Here is a 17,046-nt window from a genome sequence, read left to right as displayed (position 1 = left end):
CATGAAACCCGATTCCGTTTCTCCGCGGCGGCACCTCGGCCGCCGTTTCCTGATCGAATGGATCGCGATCGGCTGCCTCGGGATCGCGGTGATCCTCGCGTGCACGCTCGGCCGGCTGTCGGCGAGCGTCGACGGCCTGATCTACGACCGGCTGCTGATGCTGCGCAGCCTGCCGCTGTCACCCGACGTGGTCGTCGTCGACATCGACAACCAGAGCGTGTCCGCGCTCGGCCGCTGGCCGTGGTCGCGCGACGTGCATGCACGGCTGCTCGACACGCTGGCGCGCGCGCAGCCGGCCGCCGTCGTCTACGACGTGCTGTTTACCGAACCGTCGCCGGAAGATCGCGCGTTCGCGGACGCCATGACCCACGTGCCGATCTTCCTGCCGGTGCTGCTGAGCCCCGAGCAGGCGGACGGCACGCGCGCGGTCGATCCGCCGGTGGCCGCGCTCGCGGCGCGCGCGGTCGGGCTTGGCCACATCAACCTCGAAGTCGACCGCGACGGCATCGTACGCAGCGTGGCGCTGTACGAAAGCGACGGCCGCGTGCGCTGGCCGCAGCTGATGGTGCCCGTCTACCGCGCGATCCTGGGCGGCCAGCTGCATCCGGTCGGCGGTGCGCCCGGCGCGCATGCGCACGACCTGTCGCGCGACGCGACCAGCGAGGGCCGCTACCTGATCCCGTTCAGCCGCAACACGCCCGCGTATCCGACGCTGTCGTTCGACGACGTCCTCGAAGGGCGCGTGAAACCCGACGCGCTGCGCGGCAAGATCGTCGTCGTCGGCGTGACGGCGTCGGGGCTGTACGACCGCTTCGCCACGCCCGTATCCGGCGAGTTCGGGCCGCTCGCCGGCGTGTATATCCATGCCAACGTGCTCGACATGCTGGCGACCGGCAGCGCGATCTCGCCGGCGTCGCGCGCCGGGCTGTTCGTCGCGTCGCTGCTGCCGCTCGCCGTGCTGCTGGGCGGCTTCCTGATGCTGTCGCCGTGGCGCGCGCTGCTGCTGACGCTGAGCCTGGCCGCGCTGGCCGTCGTCGCGAGCATGGCGCTGCTGTTCGAGGCGCGCATCTGGCTGTCGCCGGCGCCCGCGATCTTCGGGCTGATCGCCGTCTACCCGATCTGGAACTGGCGGCGTCTGGAAATGACGATGTCGTATCTGCGCCGCGAGCTGCAGCGGCTCGCCGACGAGCCGCACCTGCTGCCCGAGGCGCCGCGCACGCGCAGCGTCGGCGGCGACGTGCTCGAGCGGCAGATGGCGCTGATGGCGCAAGCCGCGCAGCGCGTGCAGGACATGAAGCGCTTCGTGTGGGACAGCCTCGACAGCATGCCCGAGCCGATCTTCGTGACCGACCTGGCCGGCACCGTGCTGATCGCGAACCATGCGGCCAAGCGCTACGGGTCGCGCCTGTCGCTGCCGCTGCCGGAAGGCCGGCCGCTGCGCACCGCGCTCGGCGAGCTGACCTTCATGAAGACCGTCGACGGCAACGCCGAACACGACGCGGCGATCCGCGAACACTGGCCGGCCGCACTCGACCCGACGCTCGAGGCCGAGCACGACGCGATGGCGCGCGGCATCGAGGTGCGCGATCGTGACGGGCTCGACCATCTGCTACGCTACGCGGCGTGTACGAACGCGCAGGGCCGCGTGACGGGCTGGATCGCCGGCCTCGTCGACGTGACCGAACTGCACGCGGCCGAGCGGCAGCGCGAGGAAGCGCTGCACTTGCTGTCGCACGACATGCGCTCGCCGCAGTCGTCGATTCTCGCGCTCGTCGAGATCGAGCGTGACCGTGCCGAGACCGACGCGATGCGCGGGCTGCTCGCGCGGATCGAGCGCTATGCGCACCGCGCGCTGTCGCTGGCCGACGAGTTCGTGCAGCTGGCGCGCGCGGAGTCGCAGGTGTACCAGCTCGAGGTGACGAGCCTCGTCGACGTGCTGATCGATGCGAGCGACGAGGTGTGGCCGCAGGCGCAGGCGAAGCACATTCGCGTCGATACCGACGTCGGCACCGAGATGTGCTGGGTGCGCGCGGACCGCTCGCTGATCACGCGCGCGTTCGTGAACCTGCTGAACAATGCAGTCAAATACAGTCCGTCCGATACCGTGATCACGTGTACGCTGGCGGTCGAGCACGCGTCGAAACGGATGTTCTGTACGATTCGCGATCAGGGATACGGCATTGCGCCGGAAGATCAGCGGCATCTGTTCGAGCGTTTCAAGCGATTCCATGCCGGCGAGCGGCCCGAAATCTCGGGCTCCGGGCTCGGCATGGCATTCGTGAAGACGGTCGTCACGCGCCATGGGGGCAGCGTGTCGGTCGACAGCGAGGTGGGTGTCGGCACCGCGGTGACGGTGTCGCTGCCCGCGATCGACGAGCCGTCCGCCTGACAGGGCCGGGCGCGACGGCAGGCATTTGGGGAAAGCCATGAGAAAGGAATGGGCAGCGACCGCGCTGGCGGCGTCGCTGTTGACGGGTTGCGCCGGCGTGACGAGCGGCGTCAGTGCGGTCGGGCAGCCGAACGCGTTCGCATCCGGTGCGCACGGCTACGATTTCGTGCGGACGGCCGCGCAGGCCGATGATGCCGAATACCGGCAGATCGAGACGCTCGTGCGTGACGAACTCGCGCACCGCGGCTTCGATGCGAAGCCGCTCGCGGCCGCGCGCTACCGGCTGTCGATCGCGTATGCGACGCAGCCGGCCTCGGTCGCGGCGCGCGCCGACGGGTGCGGGGCCGCGAGCAGCGCATGCGTGACGGTCGACGGGCCGGCGCCGTTCGCGCTGCCGTTCATGGGCCGCGTGTATCGCCATGTGCTGACGTTGCGCTTCGTCGACGCGAAATCGGGCGCCGACGTCTACCGGGTTTCGGCCGCGCTGCGCGATCGCGATCCCGGCACGCAGCAGGCCGCGCCGGCGCTCGTGAAGAGCGCACTCGCGAAGGTGCCGTTCGGCGACGGCGGCGGCTGGCTCGTCAAGACGAAAAAAGACGACGCGGGCGGGATGCCGGGCGTCGTCTCGGTGAAGCCGGCCGAAGCGCGCTGAGCGTCGGCCGGTGAGGTGAGGGCGGGCTCGCCGGAGCGGGCCCTTGCCCTTGCCGCGTTCAGGCGGCCGGGTGTGCGCCGTCGCGCGTGCGCAGGTACGCGTCGAACTCCGCGCCGACTTCCGCGTGGCGCAGCGCGAATTCGACCGTCGCCTTCAGGTAGCCGAGCTTGCTGCCGCAGTCGTAGCGCGTGCCCTGGTACTTGTAGGCCAGCACTTGCTCGTCGGCGAGCAGCGCCTGGATCGCGTCGGTGAGCTGCAGCTCGCCGCCCGCGCCGGGCTTCAGCGCACGCAGGTGCTCGAAGATCCGCGGCTTCAGGATGTAGCGGCCGACCACGCCGAGGTTCGACGGCGCGACTTCCGGCGCCGGCTTCTCGACGATCGCCGACATCTTGACGATCGACTCTTCCCACTCCTTGCCGTCGACGATCCCGTACGACTTCGTCTCCGACGGCGGGATCTCTTCGACGCCGATCACCGAGCTGTGATAGTGGTCGAACACGTCGACCATCTGTTTCATCACGGGCGGGTTGCCGTCGAGCAGGTCGTCCGCGAGGATCACCGCGAACGGGTTGTCGGCCACCAGCTTTTCCGCGCACAGCACCGCATGACCGAGGCCGAGCGCTTCCGGCTGGCGCACGTAGAAGCAGTCGACATGGCTCGGCTTGATGCTGCGCACCAGTTCGAGCAGCTTTTCCTTGCCGCGCGCCTCGAGTTCGGCCTCGACCTCGTACGACTTGTCGAAGTGGTCCTCGATCGCGCGCTTGCTGCGCCCGGTGACGAAGATCATCTCGGTGATGCCGGCGGCGATCGCTTCTTCGACCGCGTACTGGATCAGCGGCTTGTCGACGACCGGCAGCATTTCCTTGGGGCTCGCTTTCGTTGCCGGGAGGAACCGCGTGCCGAGACCAGCAACGGGGAACACTGCCTTGGTAACTTTCAACATGATCGAACCTTTATTCCTGTAATCGACTTGTCAGATAGTCTATGTTCACGTCCCCATTATAGTGAACGCAAACGACCTTACCCTTTGTTACGCAGGCAACCGATCGAGCTGCGCGCGCAGTTTGTCCAGCGTGCTCTGGAATTCCGCGACGCGCTTCTGCTCCTGTTCGACCACGGCCGGCGGCGCTTTCGCGACGAACGCCTCGTTGCCGAGCTTGGCATTGCACTTCGTGAGCTCGTTCGTCAGGCGCGTGATTTCCTTCGACAGGCGCTCGCGTTCGGCCGCGACGTCGATCTCGACCTTCAGCACCAGCTTGTTCGGCCCGACGATCGCGATCGGCGCGCCGTGCGCTTCCTTGTCGAGCGTCGCTTCGTCCGCGAGGATCTGCACCTCCGACAGGCGCGCGAGCGCCTGGACGTACGGCGCGAACGAGCGCAGGCGCTCGGCATCGCCGGCTGCGAGCAGCGGCACCTTGGTGGCCGGCGACAGGTTCATCTCGCCGCGCAGGTTGCGGCACGCGTCGACGATCGCCTTCAGGTCGGCCGCCCACTGTTCGGACACCTCGTCGATCTTCTGCAGGTTCGCGACCGGGTACGCCTGCGTCATCAGCGACGCTTCGCCTTCGGCCTTGCCTTGCGGATAACGGCCCGCCAGCGGCGCGACCTTCTGCCAGAGCGCTTCGGTGATGAACGGGATGATCGGATGCGCGAGGCGCAGCACCGTCTCGAGCACGCGCAGCAGCGTGCGGCGCGTCGCGCGCTGCTGTTCCGGCGTGCCGTTCTGGATCTGCACTTTCGCGAGTTCGAGATACCAGTCGCAGTACTCGTCCCACACGAACTTGTAGATGCCGCTGGCGATGTTGTCGAAGCGGTAATCGGCGAAGCCCTTCGCGATGTCGGCCTCCGTGCGTTGCAGCAGCGACACGATCCAGCGGTCGGCCGCCGAGAAGTCGAGGTAGCCGCCCGGGCCGCAATCGCCCGCGCCGCAGACTTCCGGCTTGTCGCTGCCGCAGTCGTGGCCTTCGCAGTTCATCAGCACGAAGCGCGTGGCGTTCCACAGCTTGTTGCAGAAGTTGCGATAGCCTTCGCAGCGCGCGAGGTCGAAGTTCACGTTGCGGCCGAGCGTCGCCATCGACGCCATCGTGAAGCGCAGCGCGTCGGTGCCGAACGCGGCGATGCCGTCCGGGAATTCCTTGCGCGTCTTCTTCTCGATCGTCGCGGCCTGCTTCGGGTTCATCAGGCCCGTCGTGCGCTTCGCGACCAGCGTGTCGAGGTCGATGCCGTCGACGATGTCGATCGGGTCGAGCGTGTTGCCCTTGCTCTTCGACATCTTCTGGCCTTCCGCGTCGCGCACGAGGCCGTGCACGTAGACGGTGTGGAACGGCACCTTGCCCGTGAAGTGCGTGGTCATCATCACCATCCGGGCGACCCAGAAGAAGATGATGTCGAAGCCCGTGACGAGCACCGACGACGGCAGGAAGTGCTTCAGTTCAGGCGTTTCGTTCGGCCAGCCGAGCGACGAGAACGGCACGAGCGCCGACGAGAACCACGTGTCGAGCACGTCTTCGTCGCGCTTCAGCGCACCCGTGTAACCCTTCGCGGCAGCCTGCGCGCGCGCTTCTTCCTCGTTGCGCGCGACGAACACCTCGCCGTTCTCGCCGTACCACGCGGGAATCTGGTGGCCCCACCACAGCTGGCGCGAGATGCACCAGTCCTGGATGTTCTCGAGCCACTGGTAGTAGGTGGTCGTCCAGTTTTCGGGGACGAACTTGATCTGGCCGCTGCGCACGACGTCGAGCGACGTTTCCGTGATCGACTTGCCCGGATTGAACGTGCCTTCCGGCGCCGGCTTCGTCATCGCGACGAACCACTGGTCGGTCAGCATCGGCTCGATCACGACGCCCGTGCGGTCGCCGCGCGGCACCATCAGCTTGTGCGGCTTCACCGAGTCGAGGAAGCCTTCCGCGTCGAGGTCGGCGACGATCGCCTTGCGCGCGTCGAAGCGGTCGAGGCCGCGATACTGCTCGGGGCCGTTGTCGTTGATCTTCGCGTCGAGCGTCAGGATCTCGATCGGCGCGAGCTTGTGGCGCTGGCCGACCTGGTAGTCGTTGAAGTCGTGCGCGGGCGTGACCTTCACGACGCCCGTGCCGAACTCGCGGTCGACGTAGTCGTCGGCGATCACCGGGATCTCGCGGCCCGTCAGCGGCAGCGTGACGAGCTTGCCGATCAGGTGCGCGTAGCGCTCGTCTTCCGGGTGAACCATCAGCGCGACGTCGCCGAGCATCGTTTCCGGGCGCGTCGTGGCCACGGTCAGCGAGCCCGAGCCGTCGACGAGCGGGTAGCGGATGTGCCACAGGTGGCCGTTTTCCTCTTCGCTCACGACTTCGAGGTCCGACACGGCGGTCAGCAGCACCGGATCCCAGTTCACGAGGCGCTTGCCGCGGTAGATCAGGCCCTGTTCGAAGAGCGTGACGAACACGTCGCGCACGGCGGCCGACATCTTGTCGTCCATCGTGAAGTATTCGCGCGACCAGTCGGGCGATGCGCCGAGGCGGCGCACCTGGCCGGTGATCGTCGAACCCGATTTTTCCTTCCATTCCCACACGCGCTCGACGAACTTCTCGCGGCCGAGGTCGTGGCGCGACACACCCTGCGCGTCGAGCTGGCGCTCGACGACGATCTGGGTCGCAATCCCCGCGTGGTCGGTACCGGGCACCCACAGCGTGTTCTCGCCGAGCATCCGGTGGTAGCGGGTGAGGCCGTCCATGATCGTCTGGTTGAACGCGTGGCCCATGTGCAGCGTGCCCGTCACGTTCGGCGGCGGCAACTGGATCGAGAAATCGGGGCGGGCCGGATCGAAGGCCGGGGCCGCGTAGCCGCGCTTTTCCCACTCCGGCCCCCATTGGGACTCGATGGTGTGGGGCTCGAAGCTCTTCGCAAGCGTGTTGTCGCTCATGTTGGAAATCTGCCGAAAAATGCGTGAATTGGATGCCGAATCTGACAATTATATAGACGCGTCTATATCGAAGGCGAGTTGTCGATGTCGACGCACCCATATTTGCCGGGCATTAGCTGACCCGCGTCGGGGCGCTCCGCTGCCGTCGCGGCAGGTTTGAGCGATCGCGAACGGCAAGCTTCCCGTCGGACTTATAATGTCGGGTCCGCATTTTTCTCGCCCGTTCGCTGCCGCTCCATGCCCGATCTGCTCGCCAATCTGAACCCCGAACAACTCGCCGCCGTCACGTTGCCGAACGAACCGGCGCTGATCCTTGCAGGGGCGGGCAGCGGCAAGACCCGCGTGCTGATCACCCGCATCGCGTGGCTGATCCAGCAGGGCTACGCGTCGCCGCCCACCGTGCTCGCCGTGACCTTCACGAACAAGGCCGCGCGCGAAATGATGGCGCGCTTGTCGGCGATGATGCCGATCGACACGCGCGGGATGTGGATCGGCACGTTCCACGGCCTGTGCAACCGGATGCTGCGCACGCACTGGCGTGACGCCGGCCTGCCGCAGACCTTCCAGATCCTCGATACGGCCGACCAGCTGTCCGCGATCAAGCGGCTGATGAAGGCGGCGAACGTCGATGACGAAAAGTACCCGCCGAAGAACGTGCAGTACTTCATCAACAACGCGAAGGAGCAGGGGCTGCGTCCCGACAAGGTCGACGCGTCCGACAACTTCAACCGCAAGTTCGTCGAGCTGTACCAGGCGTACGACCAGCAGTGCCAGCGCGAGGGCGTCGTCGATTTCCCCGAGCTGCTGCTGCGCTGCTACGAACTGCTCGCGTACAACGCGCCGCTGCGCGCGCACTACCAGGCGCGCTTCCGGCACATTCTCGTCGACGAGTTCCAGGACACCAACAAGCTGCAGTACGCGTGGCTCAAGATGCTCGCGGGCGGCGAGAACGCGATCTTCGCGGTCGGCGACGACGACCAGTCGATCTACGCGTTCCGCGGCGCGAACGTCGGCAACATGCGCGACTTCGAAGACGAATTCCGCGTGCGCAACCTGATCAAGCTCGAGCAGAACTACCGGTCGCACGGCAACATTCTCGACGCGGCGAACCAGCTGATCTCGAACAACGCGCACCGCCTCGGCAAGAACCTGCGCACCGACGCGGGCCACGGCGAGCCCGTGCGCGTGTACGAAGCGAGCACCGATTCGCAGGAAGCCGGCTGGATCGTCGAGGAGATCCGCTCGCTGATCAACACCGGGATGGCGCGCAGCGAAGTGGCCGTCCTGTACCGCAGCAACGCGCAGTCGCGCTCGATCGAGCACACGCTGATGTCGTCGGGCATCCCGTACCGCGTGTACGGCGGCCTGCGCTTCTTCGAGCGCCAGGAAGTGAAGCATGCGCTCGCGTACCTGCGCCTGATCGACAACCCGAACGACGACACCGCGTTCGTGCGCGTCGTGAACTTCCCGACCCGCGGCATCGGTGCGCGCTCGATCGAGCAGCTGGCCGACGCCGCGCGCCTGTACGGCTGCTCGATGGCCGCCGCGATCCCGTACGTGACGGGCAAGGCCGGCACGAGCCTCGGCGGGTTCGCGAACCTGGTCGCGAAGATGCGCGCCGACACGCAGCACATGAACCTGCCCGACACCGTCGAGCACATCGTGCGCGCCAGCGGCCTCGCCGATTTCTACCAGGGCGAGCGCGAAGGCCAGGATCGTCTCGAGAACTTGCAGGAACTCGTGAACGCGGCCACCGCGTTCATCGCCGAGGAAGGCTACGGGCTCGACACGCCGGCCCGTTCGATCCCGCTGCGCGCGGGTGCGATCGCGGCGCCCGAGCTCGGCGCCGCGACGGACGATCCGGCGGTCGACGTGCTCGACCCGGTATCGCCCGCCGATCCGGCGCAGAACCCCGACACGATGACGCCGCTCGCCGGCTTCCTGTCGCATGCATCGCTGGAGGCCGGCGACAACCAGGCGCAGGCCGGGCAGGACGCCGTGCAGCTGATGACGGTGCACGCGGCGAAGGGGCTCGAATTCTCGGCCGTGTTCATCACGGGCCTCGAGGAAGGGCTGTTCCCGCACGAGAACAGCGTGCTCGAATCGGACGGCCTCGAGGAAGAGCGGCGGCTGATGTACGTCGCGATCACGCGCGCGAAGGAGCGGCTCTACCTGTCGTTCGCGCAGAGCCGGATGCTGCATGGCCAGACGCGCTACAACGTGCGCTCGCGCTTCTTCGACGAACTGCCCGAGCACGTGTTGAAGTGGCTGACGCCGAAGGTCGAGGCCGGTTCGCGCTGGGGCGGCCGGTCGGACAACGCCGGGTACGGGCGCGACTGGTTCGCGCGGCCGAGCGGCGGCAGTCGCGAGCAGATCGTCGACCCGGCCGTATCCGCGCCGCTGCCGGCGTTCGCGGACAAGCAGCGCGCCGCCGATGCCGGCTTCCGGGTCGGCCAGCAGGTGTTCCACACCAAGTTCGGCGAAGGCACGGTCACCGCGCTCGAAGGCAACGGCACCGATGCGAAGGCGCAGGTGAAATTCAAGCGGCACGGCGAGAAGTGGCTCGCGCTCGCGGTCGCGAAACTGCAGGCGGTGGAATGATGGGCATCGACCTCGATGTGACGCCTGCGGCTCGTCCGCTCGGTATTCTGGCCGCGTTGCCCGAGGAACTCGGCGACCTGATCGCGGCGATGCGCGCCGACGGCGCGATGAAGACGGTCACGCTCGGCCGTCGCGATTATCACGTCGGTACCGTGCACGGCGCGGCCTGCGTCGTGACGCTCGCACGGGTCGGCAAGGTCGCGGCCGCCGCGACGGTCAGCGCGCTGATCCACGTGTTCGGCGTGGCGGGCGTCGTGTTCACCGGCGTCGCGGGCGGCGTGTCGCGCACGGTGCGCGTCGGCGATGTCGTCGTGGCCGATACGCTGCTGCAGCACGATCTCGATGCGTCGCCGCTCTTTCCGCGCTACGAGGTGCCGCTGCTCGGCATCACGCGTTTCGCGACCGACGCGGCGCTGACCGCCAGCCTGCGGGCGGCGTGCACGCAGTTCGTCGAGGAAGAGGGCGCGCAGTTCGCCGCGCGTTTCGGCCTGGCCGGTGCGACGCTGCATGCGGGGCTCATCATCAGCGGCGACCGCTTCGTGTCGAGCGAGCGCGAGGTCGTCGCGCTGCGCGATGCGCTGCCGGATGCGCTCGCGGTCGAGATGGAAGGCGCCGCGATCGCGCAGGTGTGCGCGGAGCACGACGTGCCGTTCGCGCTCGTGCGCACGATCTCCGATACGGCCGACGATCATGCGACGCAGTCGTTCTCGCACTTCCTGTCGGCGATCGCGAGCAGCTATTCGTCGGGCATCCTCAAGCGATTCCTGACGCTGCATGCGACGACGGCGGCCTGAAGCCGCCGCCGTTTTCTTCATTCCTTCATTCGAGCCGTTCGACCGGCCGCGGCGCGCACGCCGCGGCCGGTGCGTCACGCCTGCTTGCGCCGGCTGCTTTCGAGGTTCGGCAGGAACACGGTGAGTACGCCGATCAGCGGCAGGAACGAGCACACCTTGTAGACGAACGGGATGCTCGTCGCGTCCGCGAGCTGGCCGAGCACGGCCGCGCCGACCCCGCCGAGGCCGAATGCGAAGCCGAAGAACAGGCCCGCGACCATCCCGACCTTGCCGGGCATCAGCTCCGTCGCATAGACGAGGATCGCGGCGAACGCCGACGCGAGCACGACGCCGATGATCACGGTCAGCACGCTGGTCCAGAACAGGTTCGCGTACGGCAGCAGCATCGTGAACGGCGCGACGCCGAGGATCGACACCCAGATCACGTACTTGCGGCCGATCCGGTCGCCCACCGGCCCGCCGATCAGCGTGCCGGCCGCCACGGCCGCGAGGAACACGAACAGGTGGATCTGCGCGGCCTGCACCGACAGGTGGAACTTGTCGATCAGGTAGAACGTGAAATAGCTGTTGATGCTCGCGAGGTAGAAGTACTTCGAGAACACGAGCAGCACCAGCACGCCGATCGCGCCCAGCACGCGGCCGCGCGACAGCGTCGGGTGGCCGGCCGCCGCGGCCTTCTTCTTCATCGACGGATGCTTCTTGTACCAGTGGCCGATCTGCGTGAGCACGATCATCGCGACGAGCGCGGCCGCCGAGAACCACGCGATGCTGTGCTGGCCGTGCGGAATGATCACCAGTGCGGCGAGCAGCGGCCCGAGCGCGGAGCCCGCGTTGCCGCCGACCTGGAACACCGACTGCGCGAGCCCGTGCTGGCCGCCCGACGCCATCCGCGCGACGCGCGACGACTCGGGATGGAACACCGACGAGCCGCAGCCGACCAGCGCCGCGGCCACCAGCAGCATCGGGAAACTCGGCGCGACCGACATCAGCAGCAGCCCCGCGAGCGTGAAGCCCATGCCGACCGGCAGCGAATACGGTTTAGGACGCTTGTCGGTATAGAGGCCGATGAGCGGCTGCAGCAGCGACGCGGTGATCTGGTAGGTGAGCGTGATCAGGCCGATCTGCGCGAACGACAGCGCGAACTGGCTCTTGAGCATCGGATAGATCGCGAGGATCAACGACTGGATCATGTCGTTGAGCATGTGCGAGAAGCTGATCGCGCCGAGCACCGGGTACACGGTGCGGGCGACGGGGGGCGTGGATGGCTGGGCGGCGGCTGCGCCGGCGGAGCCGGTGTCGAGGCTGGTTTCCATGTGAGAGCTGAACGAGTTGAGGTGGTGGGCGCGCTCTGCTGGGGATTGGCGCGTCTTGAATCGTTGCTGCGTCAAAGAAGTGTAATGTGGCGTATCGAGAATGTCCGGACAACTTTTATCGTGAATCGGACATTCATCTGATGGATCGTGAGGTGCGCGTTTTTTTGACCGGGTATAACGCTGGCGGCGCGCCTGCCCGTCACGGGAGGGCGCGCCCGGGGCCGGTGCGTGGTTTCCCGGACTCAAGAAACGGCGATGGCGGCCGTAGAACGACCCAATGACAACAGGCGCGCCGCGCCCGGCACCGGCTATCCGCCGGGGCGGGCGCAGGACGCGCGGCAAGGCCAGCCATCGCGGGAATGCCGGGACCGACCTTTCCGGCCGCGTGATCAATACGGGGATAGTTCGATGAAAGCAGCATCTTTGCATCCACAGCCGGGTGCGGCCGCCGCCGCACCCGACGTTGCCGCCGGCCGTGCCGCACGGCGCCTGCGCGCGGCGCGTCGCGAGCGCCGGCAGTGGACCGTCAAGGCGACGTTGCGCGCCGCCTTCGCGATCCTGCTCGCCGGCACGCTGGCGATCGGCATGTTTTCGCTCTGGCAGATCAGCCGGCTGAATGCGTCGATCGCGTCGGTCTACGAGCAGGGCCACGTCGCGAGCCGCGCGGCCGCGGAGGTCCGGGCCGAAGTGCTGCGCGCGAGCCGTGCCCAGAAGATGCTGCTGACCGCGACCACCGCGAAGGAGCGCGACGAACTGGGCGCCGACGTGGGCGCGGGGCTCGCGTCGATCGGCCAGGCGCTCGGCACGCTGCAGCGCTACGCGGATCCGGCCGATGCCGACGATTCGGCGCGGCTGCACGCGTTCTCGACGGCGGTCGGCACCTGGAGCGCGCATCTGCGCGATTTCGTCGAACTCGTGCGTGCGCAGCCGCTCGACCTGTCGCAGATGAACTGGCAGGTCGGCACGCAGGACGTGTCGCTGCTGGTCGAAACCGGCAAGCTCGAGAAACTCGTCGCCGAACTCGTGAAGACGCGCGGCGCGAAGTCGAAGGCGACGCTCGATGCGTCCGCCACCATTTTCTCGTCGTCGTTCGCGATGATCGCGGCGATGACGGTTGCGCTGATCGTGCTCGCGATCGTGATCGCCGAGCGCGTCGTGCGCCGTCTCGCGTCGCAGCTCGGCGGCGAGCCCGCGCACGCGAAGGCGATCGCCGCGGACATCGCGCGCGGCGACCTGACGCGACCGATCACGCTGGGCCGGCACGACCGCGACAGCATGGTGCGTGCGCTGGCCGAGATGCAGACCGGGCTCGCGGCGACCGTCGGCGAGATCGCCGTCAGCGCCGAGGCGATCGCGGCGGCGTCGGGCGAGATCTCCACCGGCAACCTCGACCTGTCGAAGCGTACCGAGCAGCAGGCCGTCGCGCTCGAACGCACCGCGGCCAGCATGGAGCAGCTCACGTCGACCGTACGCCAGAACGCCGAGAACGCGCGGCAGGCGAGCGCGCTCGCGGCCAATGCGTCGGCCGTCGCGGAGACGGGCGGGGAAGTCGTCGGGCGTGTGGTGGCGACGATGAGCGAGATCGACGACAGCGCGAAGAACATCCGCGACATCATCGGCACCATCGAGGGGATCGCGTTCCAGACCAACATTCTCGCGTTGAACGCGGCGGTCGAGGCGGCGCGCGCGGGCGAACAGGGGCGTGGCTTCTCGGTGGTCGCGGGCGAGGTGCGGTTGCTCGCGCAGCGTTCGGCGACCGCGGCGAAGGAGATCCGCGAGCTGATCGGTGCATCGGTCGAACGCGTCGCGAATGGCGCGACGCTCGCGCACGACGCGGGCCGCACGATGGGCGACGTCGTGCGCGCGGTGAAGCGCGTGACCGACATCATCGGCGAGATTTCGGCGGCATCCGACGAGCAGAGCGCCGGCATCGACGAGATTGGCCGCGCGGTCACGCAGATGGACGCCGGCACCCAGCAGAACGCAGCGCTCGTCGAGCAGGCGGCCGCCGCGGCGAATGCGCTCGACGAGCAGGCGCAGGCGTTGAAGTCACTGGTCGGGCGCTTTCGCATCGCGGCCTGAGCGTGCCCGGCCGTCCCGCGTTTACGACTTCTTCTGCTTGTCCGGATCGATGATGACCGTGCAGGTCGTGCCCGCCGACAGCACCACGTCGGCCGGCACGTCGTCGATCTTGATGCGTACCGGCACGCGCTGCGCAAGGCGCACCCAGTTGAAGGTCGGGTTCACGTCCGCGACGAGGTCGCGGCTCTGCGGGTTGTCGCGATCGTAGATGCCGCGCGAGATGCTTTCGACGTGGCCCTTCATCACGCCGCCGCTCATCAGCCGCATCTCGGCCGGCGCACCGATCTTCACGCGCGGCAGCTTGGTTTCCTCGAAGTAGCCGTAGACCCAGAACGAGTGGCTGTCGACGATCGCGAGCTTCGCCTGGCCGGCCACCGCGTAATTGCCCTTGAAGGTCTGCAGGTTCGTGATGTAGCCGTCGACCGGCGCGACGACGCGCGTGCGCTCGAGGTTGAGCTTCGCGGCATCGAGCGCGGCGATCGCCTGCTGGTACTGCGCATCGGCGCTCGACGCGCTGTGCGCGGCGTTCTCGCGGTTTTCCTTCGACACGACGAGCGCATCGAGATCCGCGCGGCGGGCCGCGTCGTCGCGGCGCATCTGCAGTTCCGCGCGGCGGGCGGCGACGGCCGCCTGCGCCTGCTCGACCGCGATCTGGTAGTGCGACGGGTCGATCTGCATGATCAGGTCGCCTTTCTTGACGAGCTGGTTGTCATGCACGGGCAGCTCGACGATCGCGCCCGACACGTCCGGCGCGACGTTGACGATCTCGGCGCGCACGCGCCCGTCGCGCGTCCACGGATCGTCCATGTAGTGCACCCACAGCGAGCGCCCGATCAGGATCGCGACGAGAAGAATGATGGCGGTCGCGACGAAGCCGAAGAGTTTTCTGAGAATCATGATGGTTCGGAATCAACGGTAAACGGCAAGACTCAGTCCGCCGCAAATGCAGACGAGAAGGCAGGCCCGGAACAGCGACGGGTGCCAGACGAGTCGGTAGAGGCCCGTGTAGGCGAGCAGGCGGTCGACGGCCCAGGTCGCGAGCGCGCCGAGGACGAACATCAGCACCACCGTGGGCATGTAGGCATCGAGAATGGCGATTTCACGCGGCATCATGACGAGGCTCCTGGTTGGGGACGCACGGGGCGGTTGCGGTTGAGCGCGGCGAGCGGCGATTCGGGATCGAGCAGGGCCGTGCGCACGAAATGCAGGTGGCTCAGGATCCGCTGCAGCCGGTGGCGTTCCTCGCGCGTCGGCGTGAACGCGTCGAGCGTCTGCCGGGTCGCGTCGATCGCAGCGTTGACCGCGGCGAGCGTGGCGTCGAAGCGTTCGGTGTCCGGCCGGGCGAACAGCGACGACAGCGCGGCGCGCATCGTCTCGATCGCGCGTCGCCACGGCGTCGTCGGCGCATAGCGCGGATCGGACGGCAGCGTGGCCAGCTCGTGGCGCAGGTCGATGGCCGCGTTGCCGGTTTCGAGCACCGCGAACATCCAGCGCAGCGCGTCGCGCTGCACGTCGGGCTGGTCGGCCGACAGCGTGTGCGCCTGGTACATCAGGTCGCGCGCGCCGCTCTCGAAGCGCGTGCGCAAGCCGGCGAGCCGCGCATGGCAGGCCGCGACGGCCTGGTGGCGCAGGTCGGCGAGCAGCCGCTTCTTGAGCCACGGCGCGGTCGGCGGGAACAGCACGGCGAACGCGATCGCCGATACCAGCATCGACAGCAGCAGCGCGAGCGCGTCGTTCATGAAGCTCATCGGATCGTAGTGCGTGATGCTGTCCGGGCCGGCGAGGAAGCAGAAGAAGATCAGGTAGCCCATGCCGTAGCCCGCGAGCTTCGGCTTCAGCGTCATGTAGATGCCGATCGCGAGCAACGGCGCGAGCGCCGCGCACAGCAGCCAGAAGCCGTCGATCCGCGGGTAGATGCCGAACATCAGCAGGAAGCCGGTGCAAACGGCCAGCGCCGTGCCCATCCCCATCTGCGCGGCCATCGCGGTCGGGCGCGGTGCCGACGACGCGAGCGCGCAGGTCGCCGCGGCGTTCAGCACCAGCATCACGCCGCTCGGCCACGCGGTCTCGATCCAGAACCAGCCGAGCGCGAGAATCACCGTCGCGGTGCGGATCCCCGCGATCGTGGCGGCCGTCCGGTTGGTGCGCGGCTCGTAGCGCTCGATCCAGCGTTCGCGCTCGTGCGTCGCGGTCGCGAGCGACGCATAGGTCGCCGCGTATTCCTGCAGGTCGGTGATGAAGCGGTACAGCAGCTCGGCGGCCGTGTCGAAGTCGAGCAGCGGGAAGCCGGGCTGCGTTTCGAGCTCCGCGCGCGTCGCGCGGATGCGGCGCGGCAGCGCGTCGCGCCACGCGAGCAGTTGCTCGGCCGAGTGCGCGGCGTCGATCGACGTGCGCACGGGTTCGCCATGGCGCGTGAGCAGCGGTGCGATTTCGCGGAAATACGGCTCGATCGCATCGATCGCGGCCTGCGCACCGGCCGCGTGCAGCCGGTTCATCAACTGATGCAGCGCGTGAAAGCGGCTCGACGCGCTCATGAACTCGCTGTTCAGCCGCGCGAGCCGGCCGCTGCGCATGCGCGTGTCCGGATTCTCGAACACGGCCATGCTGCGCGCGGCCTCGAAGCCGACCACGTCGGCGACGAAGCGCGTGTGGATCGTCTCGATGTGCGCGCGGTCGAGCTGGCCCGACAGCGCCGATGCGACGTAGTCCACGAAGCTGCCGAAGCGCTTGCGCACCGTCGTGCGCATCTGCTCGCCGGTGTACTGCGGAAACACGAGCGCGCTGACGACACCGGCCGACACGATCCCGATGATGACTTCGGAGACGCGCGTCATCGCGCTCATGAAGGCACCGTCCGGATGCTGCGACGCGGGCAGGCCGATCAGCGCGGTCGTATAGCCGGCGAGCAGGAAGCCGTAGCTGCGGAAGTTGCGGTTGCGCGCGGCGCCGGCGGTGCACAGCGCGATCCAGATGGCGATCGCCAGCAGGAACAGCTGCGGCTGCTGCGGGAACAGCCCGACGAACGTGAGCGTCGCGATGAGCCCGAAGATCGTGCCGGCGACCCGGTAGAAGCTCTTCGCGAGCACGGCGCCGCTTTGCGGCTGCATCACGATGAAGACGGTCGTCATCGCCGTCTTCGGTGCCGGCAGGTCGAGCCGCATCGACACGCCGAGCGCGATGAAGGTCGCGAGCAGCGCCTTGAACAGATAGAGCCACGCGGCGCCGTCGGTGCGGGCCCAGTCGCCGAACGCGGCGGCCCAGGCCGCGAACGGGCCGCCGGCGGGTGTGGAAGCGGGGGAGGAGGCTGACATGGCGGC

General features: G+C 68.1%; 11 protein-coding genes. 5 read left to right on the top strand and 6 right to left on the bottom strand.

What is annotated here, in order from left to right:
* Position 1 precedes the first annotated feature (1 nt).
* Both LGM56_RS19590 and LGM56_RS19585 read left to right on the top strand, forming a co-directional pair.
* Entirely contained in the window at positions 2–2,389 is a 2,388-nt protein-coding gene (locus tag LGM56_RS19590) for a CHASE2 domain-containing protein (protein ID WP_226206489.1), read from the top strand.
* A gap of 37 nt (positions 2,390–2,426) precedes the next feature.
* Positions 2,427–3,041, top strand: a complete 615-nt coding sequence (locus LGM56_RS19585) for a DUF4136 domain-containing protein (protein WP_226206487.1) — start codon at positions 2,427–2,429, stop codon at positions 3,039–3,041.
* A gap of 58 nt (positions 3,042–3,099) precedes the next feature.
* On the opposite strand, the gene galU is transcribed toward LGM56_RS19585, so the two are convergent.
* The gene (galU, locus tag LGM56_RS19580) at positions 3,100–3,984 is read right to left on the bottom strand and encodes a UTP--glucose-1-phosphate uridylyltransferase GalU (RefSeq protein WP_089425179.1); all 885 of its coding nucleotides are present in this window, start codon (positions 3,982–3,984) and stop codon (positions 3,100–3,102) included.
* A gap of 87 nt (positions 3,985–4,071) precedes the next feature.
* Positions 4,072–6,939: a valine--tRNA ligase gene (locus LGM56_RS19575; protein WP_226206485.1), complete on the bottom strand. Its 2,868-nt coding sequence runs from the start codon at positions 6,937–6,939 to the stop codon at positions 4,072–4,074.
* Positions 6,940–7,176: 237 nt separating this feature from the next.
* Between LGM56_RS19575 and LGM56_RS19570 the strand changes: the two genes are divergently transcribed.
* Complete coding sequence (locus tag LGM56_RS19570; protein WP_226206483.1) at positions 7,177–9,540, top strand: UvrD-helicase domain-containing protein; 2,364 nt, start codon at positions 7,177–7,179, stop codon at positions 9,538–9,540.
* Entirely contained in the window at positions 9,537–10,334 is a 798-nt protein-coding gene (locus LGM56_RS19565; protein WP_089472629.1) for a 5'-methylthioadenosine/adenosylhomocysteine nucleosidase, read from the top strand. Before LGM56_RS19570 ends, LGM56_RS19565 begins: the two co-directional genes overlap by 4 nt.
* A gap of 74 nt (positions 10,335–10,408) precedes the next feature.
* Here the strand turns inward: LGM56_RS19565 and LGM56_RS19560 are convergent, their stop codons facing one another.
* Complete coding sequence (locus LGM56_RS19560) at positions 10,409–11,647, bottom strand: MFS transporter (RefSeq protein WP_226206482.1); 1,239 nt, start codon at positions 11,645–11,647, stop codon at positions 10,409–10,411.
* Positions 11,648–12,055: 408 nt separating this feature from the next.
* Here LGM56_RS19560 and LGM56_RS19555 point away from each other — a divergent pair, with 408 nt between their 5' ends.
* Entirely contained in the window at positions 12,056–13,729 is a 1,674-nt protein-coding gene (locus LGM56_RS19555; protein ID WP_089494688.1) for a methyl-accepting chemotaxis protein, read from the top strand.
* A gap of 21 nt (positions 13,730–13,750) precedes the next feature.
* Here the strand turns inward: LGM56_RS19555 and LGM56_RS19550 are convergent, their stop codons facing one another.
* The 3 genes from LGM56_RS19550 to LGM56_RS19540 are packed head-to-tail and all read right to left on the bottom strand — an operon-like array spanning position 13,751 to position 17,040.
* The gene (locus LGM56_RS19550; RefSeq protein ID WP_089439860.1) at positions 13,751–14,626 is read right to left on the bottom strand and encodes an HlyD family secretion protein; all 876 of its coding nucleotides are present in this window, start codon (positions 14,624–14,626) and stop codon (positions 13,751–13,753) included.
* A 12-nt stretch (positions 14,627–14,638) separates the two neighbouring features.
* Positions 14,639–14,842 carry a DUF1656 domain-containing protein gene (locus LGM56_RS19545; protein ID WP_011351756.1) on the bottom strand — a complete coding sequence of 68 codons (204 nt, stop codon included), beginning with the start codon at positions 14,840–14,842 and terminating at the stop codon, positions 14,639–14,641.
* Complete coding sequence (locus tag LGM56_RS19540; RefSeq protein WP_089494689.1) at positions 14,839–17,040, bottom strand: FUSC family protein; 2,202 nt, start codon at positions 17,038–17,040, stop codon at positions 14,839–14,841. Before LGM56_RS19540 ends, LGM56_RS19545 begins: the two co-directional genes overlap by 4 nt.
* Between the last annotated feature and the right edge of the window lie 6 nt (positions 17,041–17,046).

It is taken from the genome of Burkholderia sp. AU38729 (genome assembly GCF_020419725.1).
GTDB lineage: Bacteria > Pseudomonadota > Gammaproteobacteria > Burkholderiales > Burkholderiaceae > Burkholderia.
Note: the sequence above shows the minus strand (reverse complement) of the source record. Positions and strands in the feature narration are given on the sequence as shown.